Genomic DNA, 19,401 nt, shown 5'->3' on the forward strand with positions numbered 1-19,401 from the left:
TACTTGGACTATCCGAAGGAGCCCAGCAATGAATGGCGCAAAGGGTGTGAAGTACCTCTTGTCACACACCCAGCGAGTTACATGCGAACTTAGAAACGAGAAACGATCATGGATCGAAAACTGGCTTACAACATCGGTTACATCGTCATCGCCTTTAGTATCATCGCGGTTCTCCAGTTCTGGGCAGCACAGAGGGATGTTGCTGAGATATCTTACACCGACCTCAATCGACTGGTCACCGAACAAAAGATCAAGGCAGCGATTGTGACGGAAACGACTGTTCGGGGTGAGTTTAACGAGCCACAGGACGGCAGGCGCTTTTTCGTGATGCAGCGCGTCGATCCAGCCATGGCCGAGAAATTGTCCAGTGCCGGGATAAAGGTCTCGGGTGGCACCGATAGCACGACGTTGACGGCACTTCTGTCATGGGCGTTTCCGCTCCTGATTATGTTTGGGGTTTGGGCGTTTCTGTTTCGCGGCTTCGCTGATCGGCAGGGTGGTTTGATCGGTATCGGAAAATCAAAAGCGAAAGTCTATATGGAGCGTCAGACCGGTGTCTCGTTTGACGACGTTGCAGGGGTCGATGAAGCCAAGGACGAATTGAAAGAAATCGTATTCTTCCTGAAGGATCAGAAGAAATATGGCCGTCTTGGTGCACGCGTGCCAAAGGGGATATTGTTGGTTGGGCCACCAGGTACCGGAAAGACCCTTATGGCACGTGCGGTTGCGGGGGAGGCCGGAGTCCCCTTTTTTTCGATATCGGGCTCAGAATTCGTCGAGATGTTCGTAGGCGTGGGTGCCGCCCGGGTGCGCGACTTGTTTCAGCAGGCCCGCCAATCGGTGCCTTGCATTATCTTCATTGATGAACTCGATGCACTTGGCAGAGCGCGGAGTCCATTTGCCGGCTATGGCGGTGGCGATGAAAAGGAACAGACTCTCAATCAGCTGCTGTCGGAACTGGACGGATTTGACCCCAGCGTGGGCATTGTGTTGCTTGCGGCCACAAATAGGCCTGAAATACTGGACCCGGCGTTGCTGAGGGCCGGACGTTTTGACAGACAAGTAATTCTCGACAGACCAGATCGCAAAGGCCGCGAACAAATCCTCGCCATTTACATGCCCAAGATCACGATTGGCCCGGATGTCCTTCCTTCAGAGGTGGCAGCCATGACCCCGGGTTTCACGGGGGCGGATCTCGCAAATCTTGTCAACGAAGCGGCCATTGTTGCAACGCGCCGCAAAGCCGAGATGGTATGCATGACTGACTTCACCAACGCAGTTGAACGCATTGTCGCCGGCTCAGAGCGAAGAAGTCGATTGTTGAAACCGCAGGAGCGCGAGCGGGTAGCGTACCATGAGATGGGCCACGCATTGATTGCGACGATGTTGCCGGGGGCCGATCCTGTACAAAAGGTATCGATCATTCCGCGGTCCATCGGAGCGCTTGGATACACAATGCAACGACCCACAGAGGATCGTTTTCTGATTACAGCAAACGAATTGCGCGAGCGTATGGTGATCCTCTTGGGCGGGCGCGCCGCGGAAGATCTGATCTTCGAGGAGATTTCGACAGGAGCGGCAGACGACCTCGCCAAAGTCACCGACATCGCGCGTCAATGCGTGACGCAGTTCGGCATGAGCAGCGCAGTTGGTCAGGCCGTGCTTGAACATCGCAATTTGCAGTGGCTTCCAGAAGGTCAAAACTTTGGCCGACAGAAAGACTACTCCGACGAGACGTCACGAGAAGTGGATCTGACCGTTCGCTCGATGATCAATGAGGCATTTATATCAGCCAAGGCTATACTCAAGGAACACCGCAACGATTTAGAAGCCGGCGCTAAATTGCTCATCGAAAAAGAGACGATTACGCCTGAGGATTTTCCACCATTGATACGACGAGAATCTCATCCGACCCCCGGCGGCCAGGGCACTGGCGCACGCCGCACTCCCCAACTCGCAACGCCGCAGGTTTTGAAAGATCATTCTCGTCCTGCCGATCGAGATACGTGAAGCGAGCGTTGAAACAAGGTTCGCGAGGCCATGTACTCAATCAGCGGCATTGAAACGATCGGTTGAGTCTCAGATGGTTCGCAAGAATGGCCGGCGGACGATCCAGGAAAGATATTCTGATTCCTGGTCAATTCGGGATTCTGAAGAATTTTCCTGACAGGAGGACCTCACATCTAGAAATGCTGCTTTGCGGACGAAGAAATCGCACGGCGAACCGCAGCGACCTTCGCTGAGCGAAGGAGCTAACGTTTCCGGTTCGCGTGACGATCCCGTCTTTGACAGACACATCCACATTTGCGACATAAATGCTTGGCTCGTATTCCATCATCGAAGATGTCTTTCAATGATCTGTCAGACGTCACGATCCCTCTCCTGTTGATAACACAGCGGTTAAAGTGGCGATTTATCTATACCTTTGTAAACCAGCATTGACCCGGATCGTCAGCCTAACCGAATGCGATGTCCAGGAACATCATGACAACCAGCCCGACCGATAGCCCAAATGTAGCTTGCTGTTCGACCCCGCGTCGATGGGTGTCCGGAATGACATCGTGACTGATGATGTAAATCATCGCGCCGGCTGCGAAAGTCAGTGCTTATGGCAGGACGAGGTACGACAGGCTAACCGCATAGGCGCCTAGCAGGCCTGCAACGGGTTCTACCATACCTGTGAGCATCGCCACGTTGAACGAGCGGAATTTGGAGTAGCCGCAGGTGAGCAGAGCAAGCGCCACGGCCAATCCCTCGGGCGCGTTCTGAAGCCCGATGCCGATCGCGAGCGTTGTCCCACCGCCAATGTCGCCGCCGCCAAAGCCCACGCCCACCGCAAGCCCTTCGGGCGCCTTGTGGATGGTGATGGCGAGAATGAACAGCCATATCCGTGCAAGCGCGGCTGATTGCGACCCTTCGCGACTCTGAAAGAAATGTTCGTGCGGTATAGTCTCGTTGAGCATTGCCATAACTGCCACGCCAATAGAAACGCCCCCTGTGGCAACAGCGGCGGGTAGGAGCCGTCCGCCGAAGATTTCATGGGCAGCATCAATACCAGGCATGATGAGCGAAAAGAATGAGGCGGCGAGCATCACACCGGCTGCAAAGCCGAGCAGAATGTCGCTCGCACGCCGAGAGAAAGTTTGTCCAAGCAATACCGGAAGGGCTCCGATTCCGGTCATGAGCCCAGCTACAGACTGCCAAGAAAGCCAATGGCTACGCTTGTCACAGAGTTATCCCTCGATGAGAACAGAATGCCGAGCCAATTCGAAAACCTGCATCAATTTTGCACAAGCAATGTCGATATTCCTTGATCGCGATCAATGCGCCGGGATGCCATAGCTGTTCTACTTCAACCAACTAGGGTGCCACTCTCACAGGACTTGGCCTGCCGACGGTGATCCCAGTCGATCAAGTGACCCAGATCTTAAGGTGAATGATATGATTCCGATCGATCTCGAAAAGGCTTTGCTCGACCCTGCATCGGTCTTCGCAGAGCCAGAACATGTGCTCGGCGATGCTATGCTCCCAGACGAACAGAAAGTCGAGATACTGCGCCGTTGGCAATATAACGCGGCAGAGGAATCGGTTGCGCTGGAGGAGGGAATGCCTGGCGACGAGAACGACGATCTGATGCATCGCATCCTTGTCGCGTTGAGTGAGCTTATTGGTCCCATCGACGTCGACCATACCGCACCCTCGAAGCAGCACGGTCTTTTCCAAGGATCCGTCAGGGATCCGTTCCCAACCACATCGGGTGCGAAACCATGAATGGTCTTGTCAAGAAGGACGATATTTTGATCCCTCCGCTCGATTTGCCTGGTTGCTTGCGCAGCCTTGCGGATCCGCGTGGCATCGTCGTCTTTGCTCATGGGAGCGGTTCAAGCCGGCTCAGCCCGCGCAATCGCTATGTGGCGGAAGCACTCAACCGCGTTGGATTTTCTACGCTGCTTTTCGATCTGCTGACTCTGGACGAAGAGGTAGATCGCTCCAATGTTTTTGACATCCCACTGTTGGCCGAGCGTCTGGTTGCAACCATGAAATGGGTGTCCACGGAACCGCGGACGGCGAATTTGCCTATCGGTCTATTCGGGGCAAGCACCGGAGCTGCCGCAGCTCTCGTCGCAGCGGCGACGCTTGGAGACAGCATCCGCGCTGTCGTATCACGCGGCGGGAGACCAGATCTTGCCGCAGCTGCTGTCGCCAAGGTCCGTGCCCCGACACTATTGATCGTCGGCGGAAACGACCATGATGTTCTTGTACTCAACCGATCAGCGCTCACTCGTCTCGCGGGTTACAAGGAATTGAAGATGATCCCGGGGGCGAGCCATCTTTTCTCCGAGCCTGGCGCGCTCGACGCAGTAGTCGTCGAGGCAGCAGCTTGGTTCGCACGCTATCTCGAGCCGGCCGCCCGTGACGCCAGGAAAGGACCGACCCATGCCATTCGCTGACCGCTCCGAAGCAGGAAGACAACTGGCCAAAGCGCTTGACGGCTACCAAGGCAAGGATGCCGTCGTGCTGGCCTTGCCGCGCGGCGGCGTTCCGGTCGCGGCAGAGGTAGCCGCCCATCTCGAGATTCCGCTTGATCTTCTGTTGGTGCGGAAAATCGGGGTGCCAGCCCAACCCGAGCTTGCTATGGGCGCGGTCATCGACGGCGCAAGCCCTATCGTCGTGCGCAACGAGGGTATCATTCGCCGTGCCTGGGTATCTGCAGATGAATTCGAGAGAGCATCCAGGGTCGAACTCGCCGAAATCGAACGCCGCCGGCTGCGGTATTTGGGCGATCGCCGTTCTGTCGATATTGAAGGACGCATTGCGATCGTCGTGGATGATGGAATCGCAACTGGTGCAACCATGCGGGCGGCGATCCAGGGCCTGAGACGACGACATCCGAGCAAAATTATTCTGGCCGTCCCTGTCGCCCCACCAGAAACAGTCGGGGTACTAAGGAAGTATGCCGACCATGTGATTTGCCTTGAAGAACCTGACTTCTTTCAGGCTATCGGTTTTTATTATCGCGATTTCCGGCAATTGAGCGATCAAGACGTGATTGCCTGTTTGGATGCTTCCCGATCAACCATGCCAGCTCACATTTCTGCGAAGGCGAAATAATAGCGGCTATCCAGCCAGTATTCTTCGAGGCTGGATGGAGCATTAACGGCTAAAAAGACCAACGATTTCCGCGGCTGCCAAAAGATGTGCCCGTGCCGCAGAGGCGACCTGCCGGCAATCCACACGGCCAGCAAGACTAAGGCCATCAACATCAAGGGCCAGTAGCTGAAAGTGATAGTGATGGGTGCCGTGCCCTTTGGGTGGGCAAGGACCGCCATAACCAATTTTGCCAAAATCATTTACCGCCTGCCGTACACCGTCTGAAAGAACCTCCCTTCGAGGGATCTTTTCCGCAAGTTGTTGCCACCCCGCAGGGATACCGAAAATTGCCCAATGATGGAACGTGCCGCCGGGAGCGTCCGGATCGTGACAAATAAGGGCAAAGCTCTTCGCTCCTTCAGGGGCACCGTGCCATGCGAACGACGGCGAAGCATCCTCCCCATTGCAGGTGTGTCGCCGCGGGATGACGGCGCCATTTTCGAAGGCTGAGCTCGCCAGTTTGAAATCCATGTCAATGTCTCCCTTTGTGTCTGGCAAGAATATTGGCTGCGAACGTGAAATCATGCCCGGCATGTGCACTAGCATCGCCCGGTTCCTGATCTCGAAAACAGAACGTTCATGATGATGCAGTTCTCACCACGAAAGCACCAGCACATCGTCTGCGGCCAGATGAACTCGATGGCCAAAGCGCCGGCACTCGCGATCGAGGATGTCGCTGAGACTAGTGGCATCAGCGTGAGATGGGCGATTAAGGCGGAACTTCGTCAGCTGGAAGGGCGTCATTTGCATGCCCCGCAGAACATGGTCCGGATCGCCAATATCCAGGAAATAGCCGAGTGTCAGGTCCGGTCGGAAGGTATCATATCCGCCGATGCCCTCGTAGTCATTGATGAAATCGCCGCATCCGTAGAGGATCGGCTTGCCAGCATGAACTTCGATCGCCAGCCGGTGATGGCATGAATGCCCGTGAATAATGTCGATGCCAGCACCGTCGAGCAGACAGTGGGCGAAGTCTCGGTGCTCACGAGGAATATCATAGCCCCAATTGGAGCCCCAATGGATCGATACAAAGACAAGATCGTCCGGCAGTTTCCACTTTCCGATATTACGGGCGATGTGTTCGACCATGTCTTTGCTGAAATACTCAAGAAAGTTCACGCCGGGTCGTCTTGCCTCGGCCGCCCAGTGAACTGGAACCCCGCTCGACGGGCAAGCAAAGGCGAAGACAAGAAGCCGCTTACCTGTGGTCAGTTCCAATACGGCGGGCCGCGCCGCCGCATCGGCATCCCTGCCGGCACCCGCCGTTGCGATGCTTGAACGCTCCAGGACCTCAACTGTGTCCAGCAACCCTGTTAGTCCCCAATCCGCTATATGATTGTTGGCAAGCACGCAGCAGTCTATCTGCGCCGCGGTGATGCATCCAATGTTGTCGGGATGCATTCGATAGTTGATACCTTTCAATGCCGGCGTACCGTCAGCGGTGATGCTGGTTTCGAGATTGATGATCCTGAAATCGGGCTCACACAGATTGATCTCTTCCAAGGCATCGCCCCAGATATAGTCAAAAGGCACCATCCTCGGAATCGCGCCGGACCTACGTTCTGCAAGATCCACGTAGTGAAGCGCAGAGCGCAAGTGAGGCTCAAACAATGCTGGATTGCATGGGCGCGGCATGATCTGGTCGATCCCGCGGCCGGGCATCACATCCCCACAAAGGAAGAGCTTCATTATATCAGTCCTGGATCGGCAATTGCCGCGTACGACCCGGTAACTCAGAATTCGTTTAGACCGATAGCACGCAATCGAGATTGTGGCATTGATCCCGATCAATACGTCGCAGTTCCACCGCCGTTCTCATTCATAAATATCGACCGATTGGTTTCTATAAGTCGGTGTGAAGGTCGCCGATACGAAACCTTGGTTTCGATTCTGGTACCTGGGTCAGGTGCCCGTCAACGAAGCAACGCACTACCAATCATCGCCACACAGGTCGCGAATCCTAGCACAGGAAACCACGTCGGAACACGCACATGGCGCCTGTGTGTGTGGATATGGCGGACGTGAATTTTGATGAGGGCCAGATTCACCAACGCGAAGACTGCCAGCGTTGCCAGGGATGTGCTCTCCGCCAACCACTCGAACGATACCGACACCACCAGCACAATCACGGCCACCACGACAAGAAATCGTGACTGGCCAGTATCAGCCGTTTGAATTAAAGGACGGTAATGCGGTCATCGACCAATTTTACGCCTGGTGCCGACCAGGCTGCGCGTTCCGCCGCCTTGCGTTCCGCCCAGGCTTTCACCCGGCCTTCCAAGGTTACGGTGCCGCCTGTGACGCTGACCGTGATGGCCTTGGCTTCCACCTCGGCATCGCGCCTGAAGGCCTCCTCAATGCGCTTCTTGATATCTGCAGGCGACGTCTGAGGCGTGATGGTAATCCAGTTGGTGATGCCAACGACGCCAGGCAAACGCCTGATCGCGTTTTCTGCCGCGTCTTTTTGATATTGCCACGTGGCCCTGCCTTCAAGCGTAACCAAGCCCTTGCTGACTTTGACCTGAATGGCACCTTCCGGAATAGCTGTGTTCCATTTCAAAACATTCAAACAACGCTGGACGATATCTTCGTCCGTCACCTTGTTTGACCCAAACGGCACCACCTCGATTTCCGACGCAAGCCCTTTGACGCCTTCAACCCGCTTTGCCGCATCTTCGGCGGTCATTCGCTCGAAATAGGTTTTGACATTTCCGGTCAGCGTCACGATCCCGTCCTTGACAGCGACACCCACATTGGCGGCATCAATGCTTGGTTCGAAATCAAGTTCGTCGATGACGTCCTGTCTAATTGCACTATCTGACATGTGAGCCTCCCTGGCTTTTAGCAAAGTCCGTCATTGGCTTCGCATCGGCGATCTGGTCACCAAATTCAAAAGAGGTCATTGACATAGCGCAAATTCGGACCATTTCACTGCAGGTGAAGAGCGCGCCCAGGCTTCCGGTTACCCATTCAACTGGTTCAATCTCGCAAATGTACGAATTTGCATGTTTTGCTTATGTTGTTTGATCCTGCGCAAGGCAGGAGAGTGCTTTCTGCCATCAGCTGGAAATGTGATAGCAATCGGGTCTGTCATGGCCGGTCTGTCATTATGAACAGATGAGCCACAAAACCAGGAGAAGTTGGTATGGAAACTCCCGTCAAAATCGAGTTCCAAGGGATGGAGCCGATCGAAACCGTTCGCTCCAAGATTCTGAACTGCGTCACACGACTCGAGCAGCGCTGTGGCCGTATTACCGCCTGCCGCGTTGTGGTTAAAGGATCGAGTGGACGTCATCAAACTGGAGGCATCTATGACGTCAGCATGTGGCTTTCCCTACCGGAAGGTCGCGAGGTTGCAGTTGAGCACACGCCGCAGAACGATGAACGTTATGCTGATCTGGCCTTCGCAATCAATGACGCCTTCAAGCGTGCACGTCGGCAGTTGCAGGACAAGGTTCGCCTTATGCAACGTCAGACAAAGACCCATGAGGTCGCTCCCATCGGCATAGTGAAACGGATAGAAGGCGCGAAAGGATATGGCTTTCTCGAAACCAGTGACGGACGTGAGATTTACTTCCACGAGAATAGTGTGCTTAACGGCCAGTTCGCAAAGCTAAAAGCCGGTACTCGCGTCACCTTCACCGAGAAGACCGGAGAAAAGGGGCCGCAAGCAAGCACGGTCAAACGTCTCGGACGGCACACTTTGCGCGTTTGAGCATGGCTGGGCGCTTACCCGCTGAACTTCTAAATTGTCCAGAAAGGAAAAAGCAAGATGGAACGCGTTAAAATCTCACGAAAAACATGGGTGGTCATATGCGATGGCGCCAAGGCACTTATTTTACGCAACGACGGCGATGCCGAACTGCTCAATCTTATTCCGGTCGACGTAATGTTCGAAGTTCATCCTCCTACACAAGAACTGGGCAGCGACCGCCAGGGACGCACATATAAATCGCAGGGAGCAGCCCGAAGCGCAGTGGAGGAAACGGACTGGCATTCTGAAGCGGAGCGCTCTTTCCTGGCAAAAGTTGCCGACTGGCTGAATTCGGGGGTTCAGGATCACTCGATAAGACAAGTTGTACTGATCGCGCCGCCCAAGGCGCTCGGCATTTTGCGAGATCATCTCTTGCCATCAACGCGTGCGACAGTCATTGCCGAAATTGCCAAAGATCTGGTCAAAATGCCAATCCCGGAAATCGAGAAACATTTGGCCGCGACGTCAAGATAGCGGCTGTCATGTGGCGGGCCAGCCGAACGAGAATGCAGCCCGGGTAGCGTTACCACCGGCGCATTCGCGTGATTCATTTAATCTAACTCTCCGGGATTTTTTGCTGCAAGGCTTGCTTTGATCGAGCTCAAAGCAACTCCAGGTAAAGCGCGTTATTTTATTAAACACTAAGAAACAATAAAGCGATGGCTGTGTGAGTATAACTTCGGAATAGGCCGAGCGCTATGCGTCGACACGCCGATGTCGCGTTACGCAGGTCTCGTATTCGGGCAGTCCTATGGCAAGGTGAAAAGGGACAGTGCTTCCAGTTGATCCGCATCAATGCCGCCAGGCGCGGCAGGCAAATCCAGCGCGCTGCTCTGCATCGGCAGGCTGCGATCGGTGGTGACCTGAACCGGAACAAACGCCGATGCTGAAGACGGCGGGAGAGGATGGGCCTCCTTGCGCTTCTTTATCCACTTCCACAGCAAATTAGCATTGATCCCATGTTCGAGCGCAAGCCGCGATACCGACGCCCCTGGCTCGAGGCAGGCTGCAACAAGCCGGTCTCTCGAAGCTGGGTCATATCGGCGTCGTCCATCCCGACCCACAAGCCTCACACGCAGTCTCTGATCATCTTCTTCCATAAATTGGTGTCCACCTACTCTGGTGGACACCTTGCCAAAGCATACTCATCAGCAAAAGGTGCGGAGAAATTCGCGCTTACGTTCCACCGGTGGCGGAATCGACTTGCGTCCTTTGGTTGCTCGTTGTTCTGGTTTCTGAATTGAGCGGCAGCAGGCAAGCTCTCCCTCGTCCAGCAGAATTCGGTGCCGTCACGCCACATGCGATGCATGATCACCGCAAGTCGCCGGGCCAAGGCGACTACCGCGACGTTTGGCGATATTCATCGCCTCGGAGTTTAGCCATGACCATTTCTTCACATTTGTCAGCAAGACTTGCGCTGCGTCATAAAACAGCTGCGCATCATACCGTCGCCACAGCAGGATATGCGTCCGATCCGTTTGCTTTCACCTGACTCCTTGAGTATCGGCGTCAAACTAGGCACAGGACCCACCTTCGTGGCAGTGATCGCGCCAACACCAGGAACCGACATGAGTAGCCGGCATGACTGGCTCATCCGCTCGTAACGGCTACTCATGTCGGCTGAGTCCAGCTGTCTGTGCGCGTATGCCGTACCAAGCCTTTAAGATCGGTAGAATGGTCTGCGAAAGAGCATCTTGGCCGTCCAGGAGCAAAGGAACATCGTTTCCAAAGGTAGCACCCTTGCCACCGGGAATGACTAAGCCGAATGTCTTCATGAGACCTCGGATCTGATTTGAAAAGTCCCGTGCAGATCGTCACCAACCGTGTTCGCGCCGCCACAAACGTCCGGGTGAGCATGCTTATCATAGCCTCTGACCCGAACCTCGCGGAAGAAGCCGACCTCAGCGATATGCGCTAGGCCATCGGCGTCGTTCGCATCAGTTTTGTTCGCAGCCATATCGAGCGCCGCCCTGGAATGCCGCGCATCGATGCAGATCGCTGAAACCCCTGCATCGGTCAGCGCATGGTAAAACCAAATCGAAGAGGACCCGTCTGGCGGCAGGCGCGCTCACGCAGCAACGCTGCAATACTGCTTGGATCGGATTTGCATTTACCCCGCCAAATCCATTTGCCATCCCGCCGAATAGAAATCGCTGTCTCTTTCACCGACAGTAGAGTAGGCAGTGAGCGCCACGCCGCCTTTCAACGGCTGGTTTTTCACTGCCTCTCGCCGAACCGGACAAAGGCCCTGGGTGGTCCCGTATAATGCCTTGTCTTCGGCGCGATCAAGCTGCGGAGATTATTGCTTTTCATCGGAAGAAGGGCTGGCCGGGTGAAGATCGACGCCACCCCAATGTCTCGGCATACTATTTCATACGATTAATGGAATACGGGAGGACTGACTATGTCAGCGCGGGAACGAAAATTATGCATGGCTTCGGGTAGACCAGCGTCTCCTGACGCGGCCCCACCCTTTTGGGCCGCGTGTGAATTTGGACATGAATTCTGGGCTGGACCGGATCGTGATACTTACGAAGACGCACAGGCCGACGCGACAGAGCACGATGATGACGTCCACGATGGCGTTTTTACCGCGGTCGTATTGAGTGACAATGAGTGATTGATATCCTCTTAGTGAACTGCCGCGCTGACGACTTCCACACAGACCGCCGAACGACGACGATCATCACATACAGTCAGCAAACCAGGCACCCGGTGGACCCACCATCGTGGTTGAGCCGTTGGACTAAGTATGGCTAGCGTTTCGAGGTTACGGACCTCTTTTTGCTCCTCTATTTCTTCGCCGAGCGGCGTCAGAAGCGGTTTGCGCCGGGTTTCATCTGTCTCGGTTGCAAGCTGCTTAAGGTAGTGCGCAAATTCTGGTCCTGTATAATTCTGGACCGGTGATGCACTGCCCATGATGCGAGGAATTCTACTCTCAAATCGGGGCATATGTGCAAACAATCTATTCCAATGCTGCGTGTTGGAAGCCCGCCTTTACGATGCCAGCGTATCCCCGTTGTGTTTCGCGGCCCATACTAAGCACACCGCGTTGGGTTGTTCCAGAGGCCGGGGCCCCGATTTCGAGCAATGCGCCCGGTTCCAAGGCGTTCAGTGACATTCAGCGATCCGTTTTATGAAGGATTACTATCCGCGCGATACAGTACTTGAGTTGGCTTTGCGGCAGGGGACGGTTCGTTTTGGCCAAAGACACTGTTAATGGTTCAATTCAACAAAAAGCTTTTGGTTTTATCCAGCCCGATGACGGCAGCGCCGAATCCACTGAGCGCGCAGTGTGGCGCGGTCTCGATGAGGTCAGCAGTACAAGCTCGCACACGACAGGCGGACGGACGGGATGTCAGCGGATCAGCTGCGGGCGCTTTGAGGCACCAAGGCGGCCGTAGCCGTCAGAGTGAAGAGCTTAGGAGCGACGCTAGCCTTAGGCGGTGGACTTTGAAACACAATGCGGCGGCCTTGAATGACCCACTACGGTGACGTGAATCGACGATCGACGTGCCGACCGTTGCGCCTAATTTCTGCGACCATGCTTTCGCAATTCTTTTTATACCACGCGCACCGATCGATCGGAAAGAATGACCCATCCTGAAATGCCGATGACAGCAAAACCGCAAATTATCGCATTCCACATCGCCGGAATTGCCTGATAGCCGAGTACCCAAGGTGAAACAATCAACCATACGGCAGCAGCTACGTCCAGCCATCCCCGCCATAGCCGATAGCTGGTTATCGCGATGAACCCGAGCAAAAACAACGCGATGCCAACGATGATGAAATTCCATGATGCGTTCGACGATCCAATATCCAGTCCGACGGCATCCGGGCTGCGGTACGTCAATATCCATGGTGACGCGACCAACCAAACGCCAATCATCGCCACTACGGAATCCAGCCAATATCGTCTGTTCACAGTGATCTCCTGTTTCATAAAAATCACTCTGGTCCAGCAATGGTGGCACTGCATTGAGCTGGATCAAGAACCTCATCCAATGGTGATGGTATAAGAATAAAAAAATTCTGGCTAATCCAGGAACGCATGCGGTTCTTAGAGCCGTCACTCGTGATTAACAAACCGGAGATTGGAGATGAAAAGCGGAATAGTTCAGAAGCGGTTCTCATGGCATACAGCAACTCCGGATCTCTTGCTACAAGTCCACCGGGAGATGCCAAAGCGACCAAAAAAAGCCAACGGGTTGTCGGAAATCCTCCGTAAAGCCAAGGGTGGATTTTCCCACCACCGGCTGCGGCGAGGTATAAAGTAGGCTGAGGCAGGTGGCCAGTGCTGGCAAAAACCTGAACTTAAGTTCAAGGCCGGCCTACATATACCGCGCGGCCGCCCATCGGTTACTGAGAGTTTAAAACAACTCCACGACCTTTCGATCGCGTCTCAGAGTGAGAGTCGCGTATCAAGTTGCAGCATTCGTGCGCCCGCGGTTTTCGACTGCCCCAACCCTTAATCTGCCTAATCCGCCCATAATATCTGTTGGGGATATTTAATCGCTTCCACCAGGCGGTGGTCGACTGCCTGAACCTGAGCATCGGCCGGATGCGTCATTTGATCCTTTTATGACGCTCCTTCTTGAAGCGGACTATTCGCCATGACGAGGTCCTTTATGGGACAGAGCTTGCTTGGCTAATGATGAAGACATAGCAAGGATCTCTGTTGAGTCAGTGTGGATACGACCATCCACGACCTCAATGATACGATCGCAGCGGCGAGCAAGTTCCATGTTGTGCGTGACGATGAGAAACGTCGTGCCATTCTGACGGTTGACATCGCGCATCAATTCAAAAACGACATTGGCCGATTTCGTGTCCAGATTTCCGGTGGGTTCATCAGCAAGCACAAGATCGGGATTCATCGTGAGCGCGCGTGCGATAGCAACGCGCTGCTGCTGGCCGCCTGACATATTCATGGCCGGATTGTCGGCGACGGCCGTTAAACCCACTTGTCGCAATAGCTCCATGGCATGGTCTTCGGCCTCCTTCGTCGGGAAGTGTTGGTCGACCAGCATTGGCATCATCACGTTTTCGAGCGCCGTAAAGGCCGAGATGAGGTAATGGTATTGGAACACAAAGCCGATGCTATGGCCTCGAAGGCGGGTGAGGGCGGCGTCATCGAGTTCACTCGTGTGATTTCCTTTGATCGTAAGTCGACCCGATGTCGGACGATCGAGCAGTCCAACGATGTTGAGGAGGGTGCTCTTGCCCGAGCCCGAGGGGCCTATCAAGGCGAGAAAATCCCCCTTGCAAATTGTAAGGTCAATATCGTGGAGCACTTCTGCTTGGGCAGCGGTGCCCAAATTATATGCTTTGCAGATCTTTTCCAGAGTCAGAAGGTTCTCAGCCACGGATTGCCACCACTGGATCGAGTTTCGCGGCACGCAACGCCGGGACTATGGCAGCCACAACGCCTGTTAACGTAGCGAGTAACACTGATCCGACGAATAGGCCTGGTCCCAGAACGAGGGGGAAGAGCTCGCTTCCATCAGCTTGACGGGTATAGTTGTGATAGAGTATCGCCGCTTCTCCGCCAAGTGCGGAGCCGAACAGCGAGCCAATCAGGGCAAGTAGCCCTCCCTGAATCAGAAAGATGCGCAGAACCTGGCTCCTCGATGTTCCCATGGCGCGCAGAATCCCAATGTCCTTCGAACGCTGGATCACCGAAACGACGAGCACCGCCGCAATACCGGATGCAACCGACAAACCGACAAACAAGCGGATCAAGGTGTTGGCCGTACCTTGGGCGTGGACGGCGGTGAAAAACTGTGCGTTGGTTTTGATCCAGCTGTCGGCCTGAATGGGAATTGACGCCTGGATTTGCTGGGCGAGGGTCTCGGCGGCATAAACATCATCGATTCTGAGATCGATTGTTGTGACGCCTCCGATGAGGCTGAGCAGCGACTGCGCAGTGCGCAACATGACAAAGGTGGCGCGCTGATTAACGCCCTTGTTGCCGAGATCAACGATGCCCTTGATGGTTAAGATGCGACTGGATCCTGATGCAGCCCGAACTGTCAATTTGTCACCGGTGTTCGCCCCGAGATCCCTTGCAAGTTCGGTTCCGATGATAATGTCATCAGTATCGATCTGGGCATCTCCTGCAACGATGTAGTCCGGAATCTTGACGATTTCATAATAGACAGCGGGATCCATTCCAACGATTGAGATGGCGCGGTTCGCATTCCCCCGCACCGCAAGCGCTGAACCTGACACACTCGGCGACACGACCATTACCCCTTCCACCGCCCGCATCTGGTCACGGATTTTTGGCCATTGATCGATGGATAGCACGCGCTGCGTCGGTCGTTGAATAAGCGCCGTTTCAGTCTCCGGGGCCTGCATTCGCAGGGGACGTGCAATCTGTTCTGGCACAAGCAGTTGCACTTGAGGTTGTGATGTCAGAATGCGCTTAATAAAATTCTGCTGCATTGAGGCGAGCATTGCCGACATAAACACGATAACGGCAACGCCAATCATGATGCCGCTGATAATGAATATTGTCTGCATTCGACCCTCCCTGAGAAAGCGGCTCGCTGCAATCAATTCAAAAGGAAAAAGCCCATTCATCGCTGCACAGGCCTCATTCGCTGGCCGGTCCTCATTTGGGCCGTGCGCGGCACTGCATACGCGCCTTCTGCTATTCCATCGAGAATTTCGACGTGAGTGGCTCCGCGGAGCCCGAGCTTTACCGGCCGCGCCTGGGTCCGGCCACCGCTTGCGGTCATCACCCAAGGTGAGCCGCTCAGCGCGTCGTATATGGCACGCAATGGCAAAATGAGTGTATTGTCGCTCTCGGCGACCTTAATATCGACAGAAACGGTCATGTCTTGAATTAAGTATTTGGGCGGATCGGGTACGTTGAGCTTGACCTCGACCGAAGCCCGCGTGATGTCGAGCGCGGGATTGATATAGGCAACCTGGGCAATAAAATTCTTATCCGGATAGGCATCGGCGGAAACAATCGCGCTCTGCCCTAGCGTCAGTAGACCAAGATTTTTTTCATCAATCTGAATCACGACTTGCGCTGTGCCAGAGGGGGCGAGAACCAGAAGCGCTTTGCCTGGCTGTACGACTGTTCCGCGCTCGACATTGCGCGAGATCAGCACACCATCGCGTGGCGCCACGATCGTCGCATAACCGAGCCGCGATCGAGCCGTTTCTAGATTGGCGGCGGCCTGATTCAGCTGGGTCTCGGCCATGACGTAGCCGCTCCCGCCTGGTCCAGTTGTGAATACCTGGAGTTGAGCGGTGCGGACCTGTGTGCGGGCGACGTCAAGGTTTTTCTGCGCATCATCGAGCGTGGCTTTTGTCGCATATCCATTTTTGTTAAGGGTCGCTGCCCGATCGTAGGTCTGCGTTGCCGAGAGTAGCGTGGCCTGGGCTTGCTCAAGAGCTTCACGTGCGGTAGGCAGCGTCAGTTCTCGAAGTTGGCGGAGCCGCGCCTCGGCCTGTGCAAGAGCACCTTGCGCCTCCACCATCGTGGCCTTGAATTCGCTCGCCTCAAGTGCGATTAGCGGCTCCCCCTTCTCCACGCGCTGACCTTCTTCGACCAGCACTTCATTAACGGTTCCTGTTATCTGGCTGCCGATCTCGACACGATATGGTGTTTCGATGTGCCCGCTTGCAACGATGGTCTGTACGAGATTGCCACGTGTCACCTTATCGACGACGACCTCGGGCCCAAACAACATGCGAGCGCCTTGCCAGCCGCCAACGCTTATCAGGACGAGCGCGCAGAGCACGAACCACTTATGGACCCACAGTGGCTGCAAGGACAGTCGGCGTAAGTGTTTATCTCGGACGCTCGACGACGCAGTGCGAATGTCAGACGCATTCCGAAGGTCTTGTGCCGGCGAGGCTGGAACGGGGATATCATCCATAAGGGTAACGTAATGGTTTCTGAGAAGTTGATTGGGGGACAACCGCGCGGGCCGCTAGACATTCATCAAATCTTCCTCCCACTTCATAGCAACACGATAAGCTTGACCCATCCCATGCCAATTTGCTTTGCCCTAGATCAAATTTGACACGACACAGACCATCATATCGCGATATTCTGTCCTTGGCGTATCCTGCGAACCGCTAAGCCGGCAGATCAAGACATTCCTTTTCGGTTCCCGAAATATAGCGAACGGCAAGAGGTCGCCATTGTTTGGAATGCCGAGGCGGGCTTTCGAACAGATGGGCGATACACAGCCTCGCCCTCGATAGGCCCCAGATCCAGCTATTTGCAGCCATTGCGCGAAACAACCCAGCGATTTTTTTGCGCCGCCCGGGCCTACTTACCGGTTTATCCCGGCGCACTCTTGGCATGGCCCAATTAAATGTATTTGGGCTTCCGAAGATCGAGCCCGAAGATTGCTCGCCCACGCGCGCCTTGGAAATAGGCACGCAGCCAGGGATTCGGCGAAGCCAATATTGTCTTGATCGTGCCGACGGCGATGATCTTCCCTCCGGCTAACGCGGCAATTCTGTCGCAAACCGCTCCGATACAGCATCCTCTTACTTTATCGACAGCATCGCGGTCACCTGGTGCGGAGTTGATGCAGATCAATGAACACAATCACGCATCGTTTAAGCTTTTTCGGTTGCCAAACTATGGAGGGAGCTATGAAAGTCTCTGAAGTAATGCACAAAGGAGTAAACTGGGTCACGCCTGATATCTCCATCACGCAAATCGTAAAGATCATGACGGACAATGACGTCGGCGCCGTGCCCGTCGGGGAGAGCGATCGCCTCATCGGTATGATCACGGATCGAGATATCGCGCTGCGAGCTTTCGCGAACGGGAGGGATCCGGCTTCATTGACGGCGCGCGATGTCATGACCAAAGGGATCGTTTATTGCCGGACCGAAGAGACAGTTGAAGACGCCATACGATTGATGGAATCAAAGCAGATCAGGCGTCTGCCGGTCATCGATGATAAACATCGGATGGTCGGAATGCTTTCCATCGGGGATATCTCGCACCACAGCGGACGCGAACTGATGGGAGAATTGATGATGGCTGTCTCCGCATCTCATTCCATAGGCCAGCTCGACCGCTCGTCTGATGGGTGAGATCTTCAAGATTGCGGAGCCTGTCAGCGACTGCCATTTTGCGGCTGACATGATTGCAGCAAAAGCGAGGAATTCGATTAGTTTGTTTCGTGACGGAGGGAGGTTGCGACCCGTTCAACCACGGGTTGCAGATAGCTTTTGCCTGGCAGCGCCTCACCGAGGACAGAAACCGCAAGTTCAGTAAATGTAACTGTGGAGGCGATCCCAAGAACCTGCTGGAGCGTTGAAAATGCTTGATCTCTCCCGTGCGCGGAACCGGATGGTAGACACCCAGCTAGCGAGGCGCGGGATACACGATCCCGATGTCCTCGCGGCCATCAGCCACGTGCCTCGCGAGGCCTTCGTTGATCCGGGATTCGGAGAGTTTGCCTATGAAGACAGTCCCTTGCCCATAGGCGAAGGCCAGAGCATTTCGCAGCCATATATTGTTGCGCGAGGCGGCCGAGTTGAAACCTGGTGAAACGGTCCTTGATGTCGGTGCAGGGTCTGGTTATGCCGCGGCAGTGGCCAGCCGGATTGTCGACAAGGTATACGCTATCGAACGCCATAGCTCACTTGGCGAAACGGCCCAACATCGTTTGCATGATCTCGGTTACGATAATATCGATCTGCGCATCGGCGACGGCACGAAAGGATGGCCCGAGGCGGCACCCTTCAACGTCATTCTGGTTGCGGCGGGCGGGCCGGAGGTGCCTTGGGCGCTGAAGGAACAGCTTGCCATAGGTGGACGACTGATCATTCCGGTTGGCCTCAACGAATGGAGCCAAACACTTCGCAAATTGACACGTACGAGCGAAACCGACTTTGAGACCGAAGACCTTGGTGCGGTGATGTTCGTCCCATTATGGAGAGCAGGGCTGGGCGGAAGATAGCAGCAGCCGTCGCGCCGCAGAAGTGCGCGAACAGAGCGTGCCGGCGATGATTGCGGCGGTAGCTGAACCACTCCCTGACATCGACGATCCAGCATTCGGAGAGCTGTTTGGCCGTTTTGCTGACTGCCGTGTTGTCCTGCTCGGAGAGGCCACCCATGGAACATCAGAGTTTTACCGTGCCCGTGCAGCGATCACCCGCCATCTCGTCGAGAAGCACGGGTTCACGATCGTTGCGGCCGAGGCAGATTGGCCAGATGCGGCGATGGTCGACAATTACGTGCGGCATCGGCCGGCAAGGCCTGGTTCAGAACCGCCATTCCAACGTTTCCCCACCTGGATGTGGCGCAATACCGACGTCGCCAGCAAGAATGCCGCTGCGCTGCGCCGCAGAGTCGGCTTTAACCTGACTTACAAGTACACCTGAATCACGGTTGATTTTAAGCGCAAGGCGGAGCTTCGGCGTCATGTTCTGGATGACGACACCAAGCTCCCCGCGGTTCACCTGTCTATGCACCGCCAACTCATCTGCAACATGCTTGGCCA

15 protein-coding genes and 4 pseudogenes are annotated in these 19,401 nt (G+C 55.0%); 8 read left to right on the forward strand and 11 right to left on the reverse strand.

Annotation, left to right across the window (positions count from 1 at the left end):
• Positions 1 to 108: 108 nt before the first annotated feature.
• Positions 109 to 2,010, forward strand: a complete 1,902-nt coding sequence (gene ftsH, locus AAAB35_RS27710) for an ATP-dependent zinc metalloprotease FtsH (RefSeq protein ID WP_340671555.1) — start codon at positions 109 to 111, stop codon at positions 2,008 to 2,010.
• Between the two features lie 596 nt (positions 2,011 to 2,606).
• Here ftsH and AAAB35_RS27715 read toward each other — a convergent pair.
• Positions 2,607 to 3,182 (reverse strand): ZIP family metal transporter, encoded by a 576-nt coding sequence (locus tag AAAB35_RS27715; protein WP_340671556.1) that lies wholly within the window; start codon positions 3,180 to 3,182, stop codon positions 2,607 to 2,609.
• A gap of 259 nt (positions 3,183 to 3,441) precedes the next feature.
• Between AAAB35_RS27715 and AAAB35_RS27720 the strand changes: the two genes are divergently transcribed.
• The 3 genes from AAAB35_RS27720 to AAAB35_RS27730 are packed head-to-tail and all read left to right on the forward strand — an operon-like array spanning position 3,442 to position 5,112.
• Entirely contained in the window at positions 3,442 to 3,771 is a 330-nt protein-coding gene (locus AAAB35_RS27720) for a hypothetical protein (RefSeq protein WP_340671557.1), read from the forward strand.
• On the forward strand, positions 3,768 to 4,451 hold the full coding sequence (locus AAAB35_RS27725; RefSeq protein WP_340671558.1) for a dienelactone hydrolase family protein: 684 nt from the start codon (positions 3,768 to 3,770) through the stop codon (positions 4,449 to 4,451). Before AAAB35_RS27720 ends, AAAB35_RS27725 begins: the two co-directional genes overlap by 4 nt.
• Positions 4,438 to 5,112, forward strand: coding sequence for a phosphoribosyltransferase (locus AAAB35_RS27730; protein WP_340671559.1), 675 nt, complete (start codon positions 4,438 to 4,440; stop codon positions 5,110 to 5,112). The genes AAAB35_RS27725 and AAAB35_RS27730 overlap by 14 nt, the downstream gene beginning before the upstream one ends.
• 42 nt (positions 5,113 to 5,154) lie before the next feature.
• Here AAAB35_RS27730 and AAAB35_RS27735 read toward each other — a convergent pair whose 3' ends face one another.
• From AAAB35_RS27735 to AAAB35_RS27745, 3 genes are all read right to left on the reverse strand, one after another.
• Positions 5,155 to 5,622 carry a YbhB/YbcL family Raf kinase inhibitor-like protein gene (locus AAAB35_RS27735; RefSeq protein WP_340671560.1) on the reverse strand — a complete coding sequence of 156 codons (468 nt, stop codon included), beginning with the start codon at positions 5,620 to 5,622 and terminating at the stop codon, positions 5,155 to 5,157.
• Between the two features lie 123 nt (positions 5,623 to 5,745).
• Positions 5,746 to 6,840, reverse strand: coding sequence for a CapA family protein (locus AAAB35_RS27740; protein ID WP_340671561.1), 1,095 nt, complete (start codon positions 6,838 to 6,840; stop codon positions 5,746 to 5,748).
• 487 nt (positions 6,841 to 7,327) lie between these two features.
• Positions 7,328 to 7,975, reverse strand: a complete 648-nt coding sequence (locus AAAB35_RS27745) for a BON domain-containing protein (RefSeq protein ID WP_340671562.1) — start codon at positions 7,973 to 7,975, stop codon at positions 7,328 to 7,330.
• 354 nt (positions 7,976 to 8,329) lie between these two features.
• Here AAAB35_RS27745 and AAAB35_RS27750 point away from each other — a divergent pair, with 354 nt between their 5' ends.
• Complete coding sequence (locus AAAB35_RS27750; RefSeq protein ID WP_340671563.1) at positions 8,330 to 8,866, forward strand: cold shock domain-containing protein; 537 nt, start codon at positions 8,330 to 8,332, stop codon at positions 8,864 to 8,866.
• A gap of 57 nt (positions 8,867 to 8,923) precedes the next feature.
• A complete protein-coding gene (locus AAAB35_RS27755; protein ID WP_340671564.1) occupies positions 8,924 to 9,379 on the forward strand; it encodes a host attachment family protein in 456 nt (151 codons plus the stop codon).
• 335 nt (positions 9,380 to 9,714) lie between these two features.
• On the opposite strand, the pseudogene AAAB35_RS27760 reads toward AAAB35_RS27755, so the two are convergent.
• The 7 genes and pseudogenes from AAAB35_RS27760 to AAAB35_RS27790 form a co-directional block, all read right to left on the reverse strand.
• A pseudogene (locus tag AAAB35_RS27760) lies at positions 9,715 to 10,005 on the reverse strand (transposase); the annotation flags it as partial.
• A gap of 185 nt (positions 10,006 to 10,190) precedes the next feature.
• A pseudogene (locus AAAB35_RS27765) lies at positions 10,191 to 11,089 on the reverse strand (transposase); the annotation flags it as partial.
• Positions 11,090 to 12,467: 1,378 nt separating this feature from the next.
• A complete protein-coding gene (locus AAAB35_RS27770) occupies positions 12,468 to 12,833 on the reverse strand; it encodes an SPW repeat protein (RefSeq protein ID WP_340671565.1) in 366 nt (121 codons plus the stop codon).
• 679 nt (positions 12,834 to 13,512) lie between these two features.
• Positions 13,513 to 14,274, reverse strand: coding sequence for an ABC transporter ATP-binding protein (locus AAAB35_RS27775; protein ID WP_340671566.1), 762 nt, complete (start codon positions 14,272 to 14,274; stop codon positions 13,513 to 13,515).
• Positions 14,267 to 15,493: an FtsX-like permease family protein gene (locus tag AAAB35_RS27780; RefSeq protein WP_340671567.1), complete on the reverse strand. Its 1,227-nt coding sequence runs from the start codon at positions 15,491 to 15,493 to the stop codon at positions 14,267 to 14,269. The genes AAAB35_RS27775 and AAAB35_RS27780 overlap by 8 nt, the downstream gene beginning before the upstream one ends.
• Positions 15,490 to 16,704, reverse strand: coding sequence for an efflux RND transporter periplasmic adaptor subunit (locus tag AAAB35_RS27785; protein ID WP_340671569.1), 1,215 nt, complete (start codon positions 16,702 to 16,704; stop codon positions 15,490 to 15,492). Before AAAB35_RS27785 ends, AAAB35_RS27780 begins: the two co-directional genes overlap by 4 nt.
• A gap of 542 nt (positions 16,705 to 17,246) precedes the next feature.
• A pseudogene (locus tag AAAB35_RS27790) lies at positions 17,247 to 17,405 on the reverse strand (ABC transporter ATP-binding protein); the annotation flags it as partial.
• Between the two features lie 131 nt (positions 17,406 to 17,536).
• Here AAAB35_RS27790 and AAAB35_RS27795 point away from each other — a divergent pair.
• Together AAAB35_RS27795 and AAAB35_RS27800 are read left to right on the forward strand one after the other, a co-directional pair.
• A complete protein-coding gene (locus AAAB35_RS27795; protein ID WP_340671570.1) occupies positions 17,537 to 17,986 on the forward strand; it encodes a CBS domain-containing protein in 450 nt (149 codons plus the stop codon).
• A 229-nt stretch (positions 17,987 to 18,215) separates the two neighbouring features.
• Positions 18,216 to 19,219 (forward strand): annotated as a pseudogene (locus AAAB35_RS27800) (protein-L-isoaspartate(D-aspartate) O-methyltransferase); the annotation flags it as partial.
• Between the last annotated feature and the right edge of the window lie 182 nt (positions 19,220 to 19,401).

It is taken from the genome of Phyllobacterium sp. (assembly GCF_037994425.1).
Classification (GTDB): Bacteria; Pseudomonadota; Alphaproteobacteria; order Rhizobiales; family Rhizobiaceae; genus Phyllobacterium.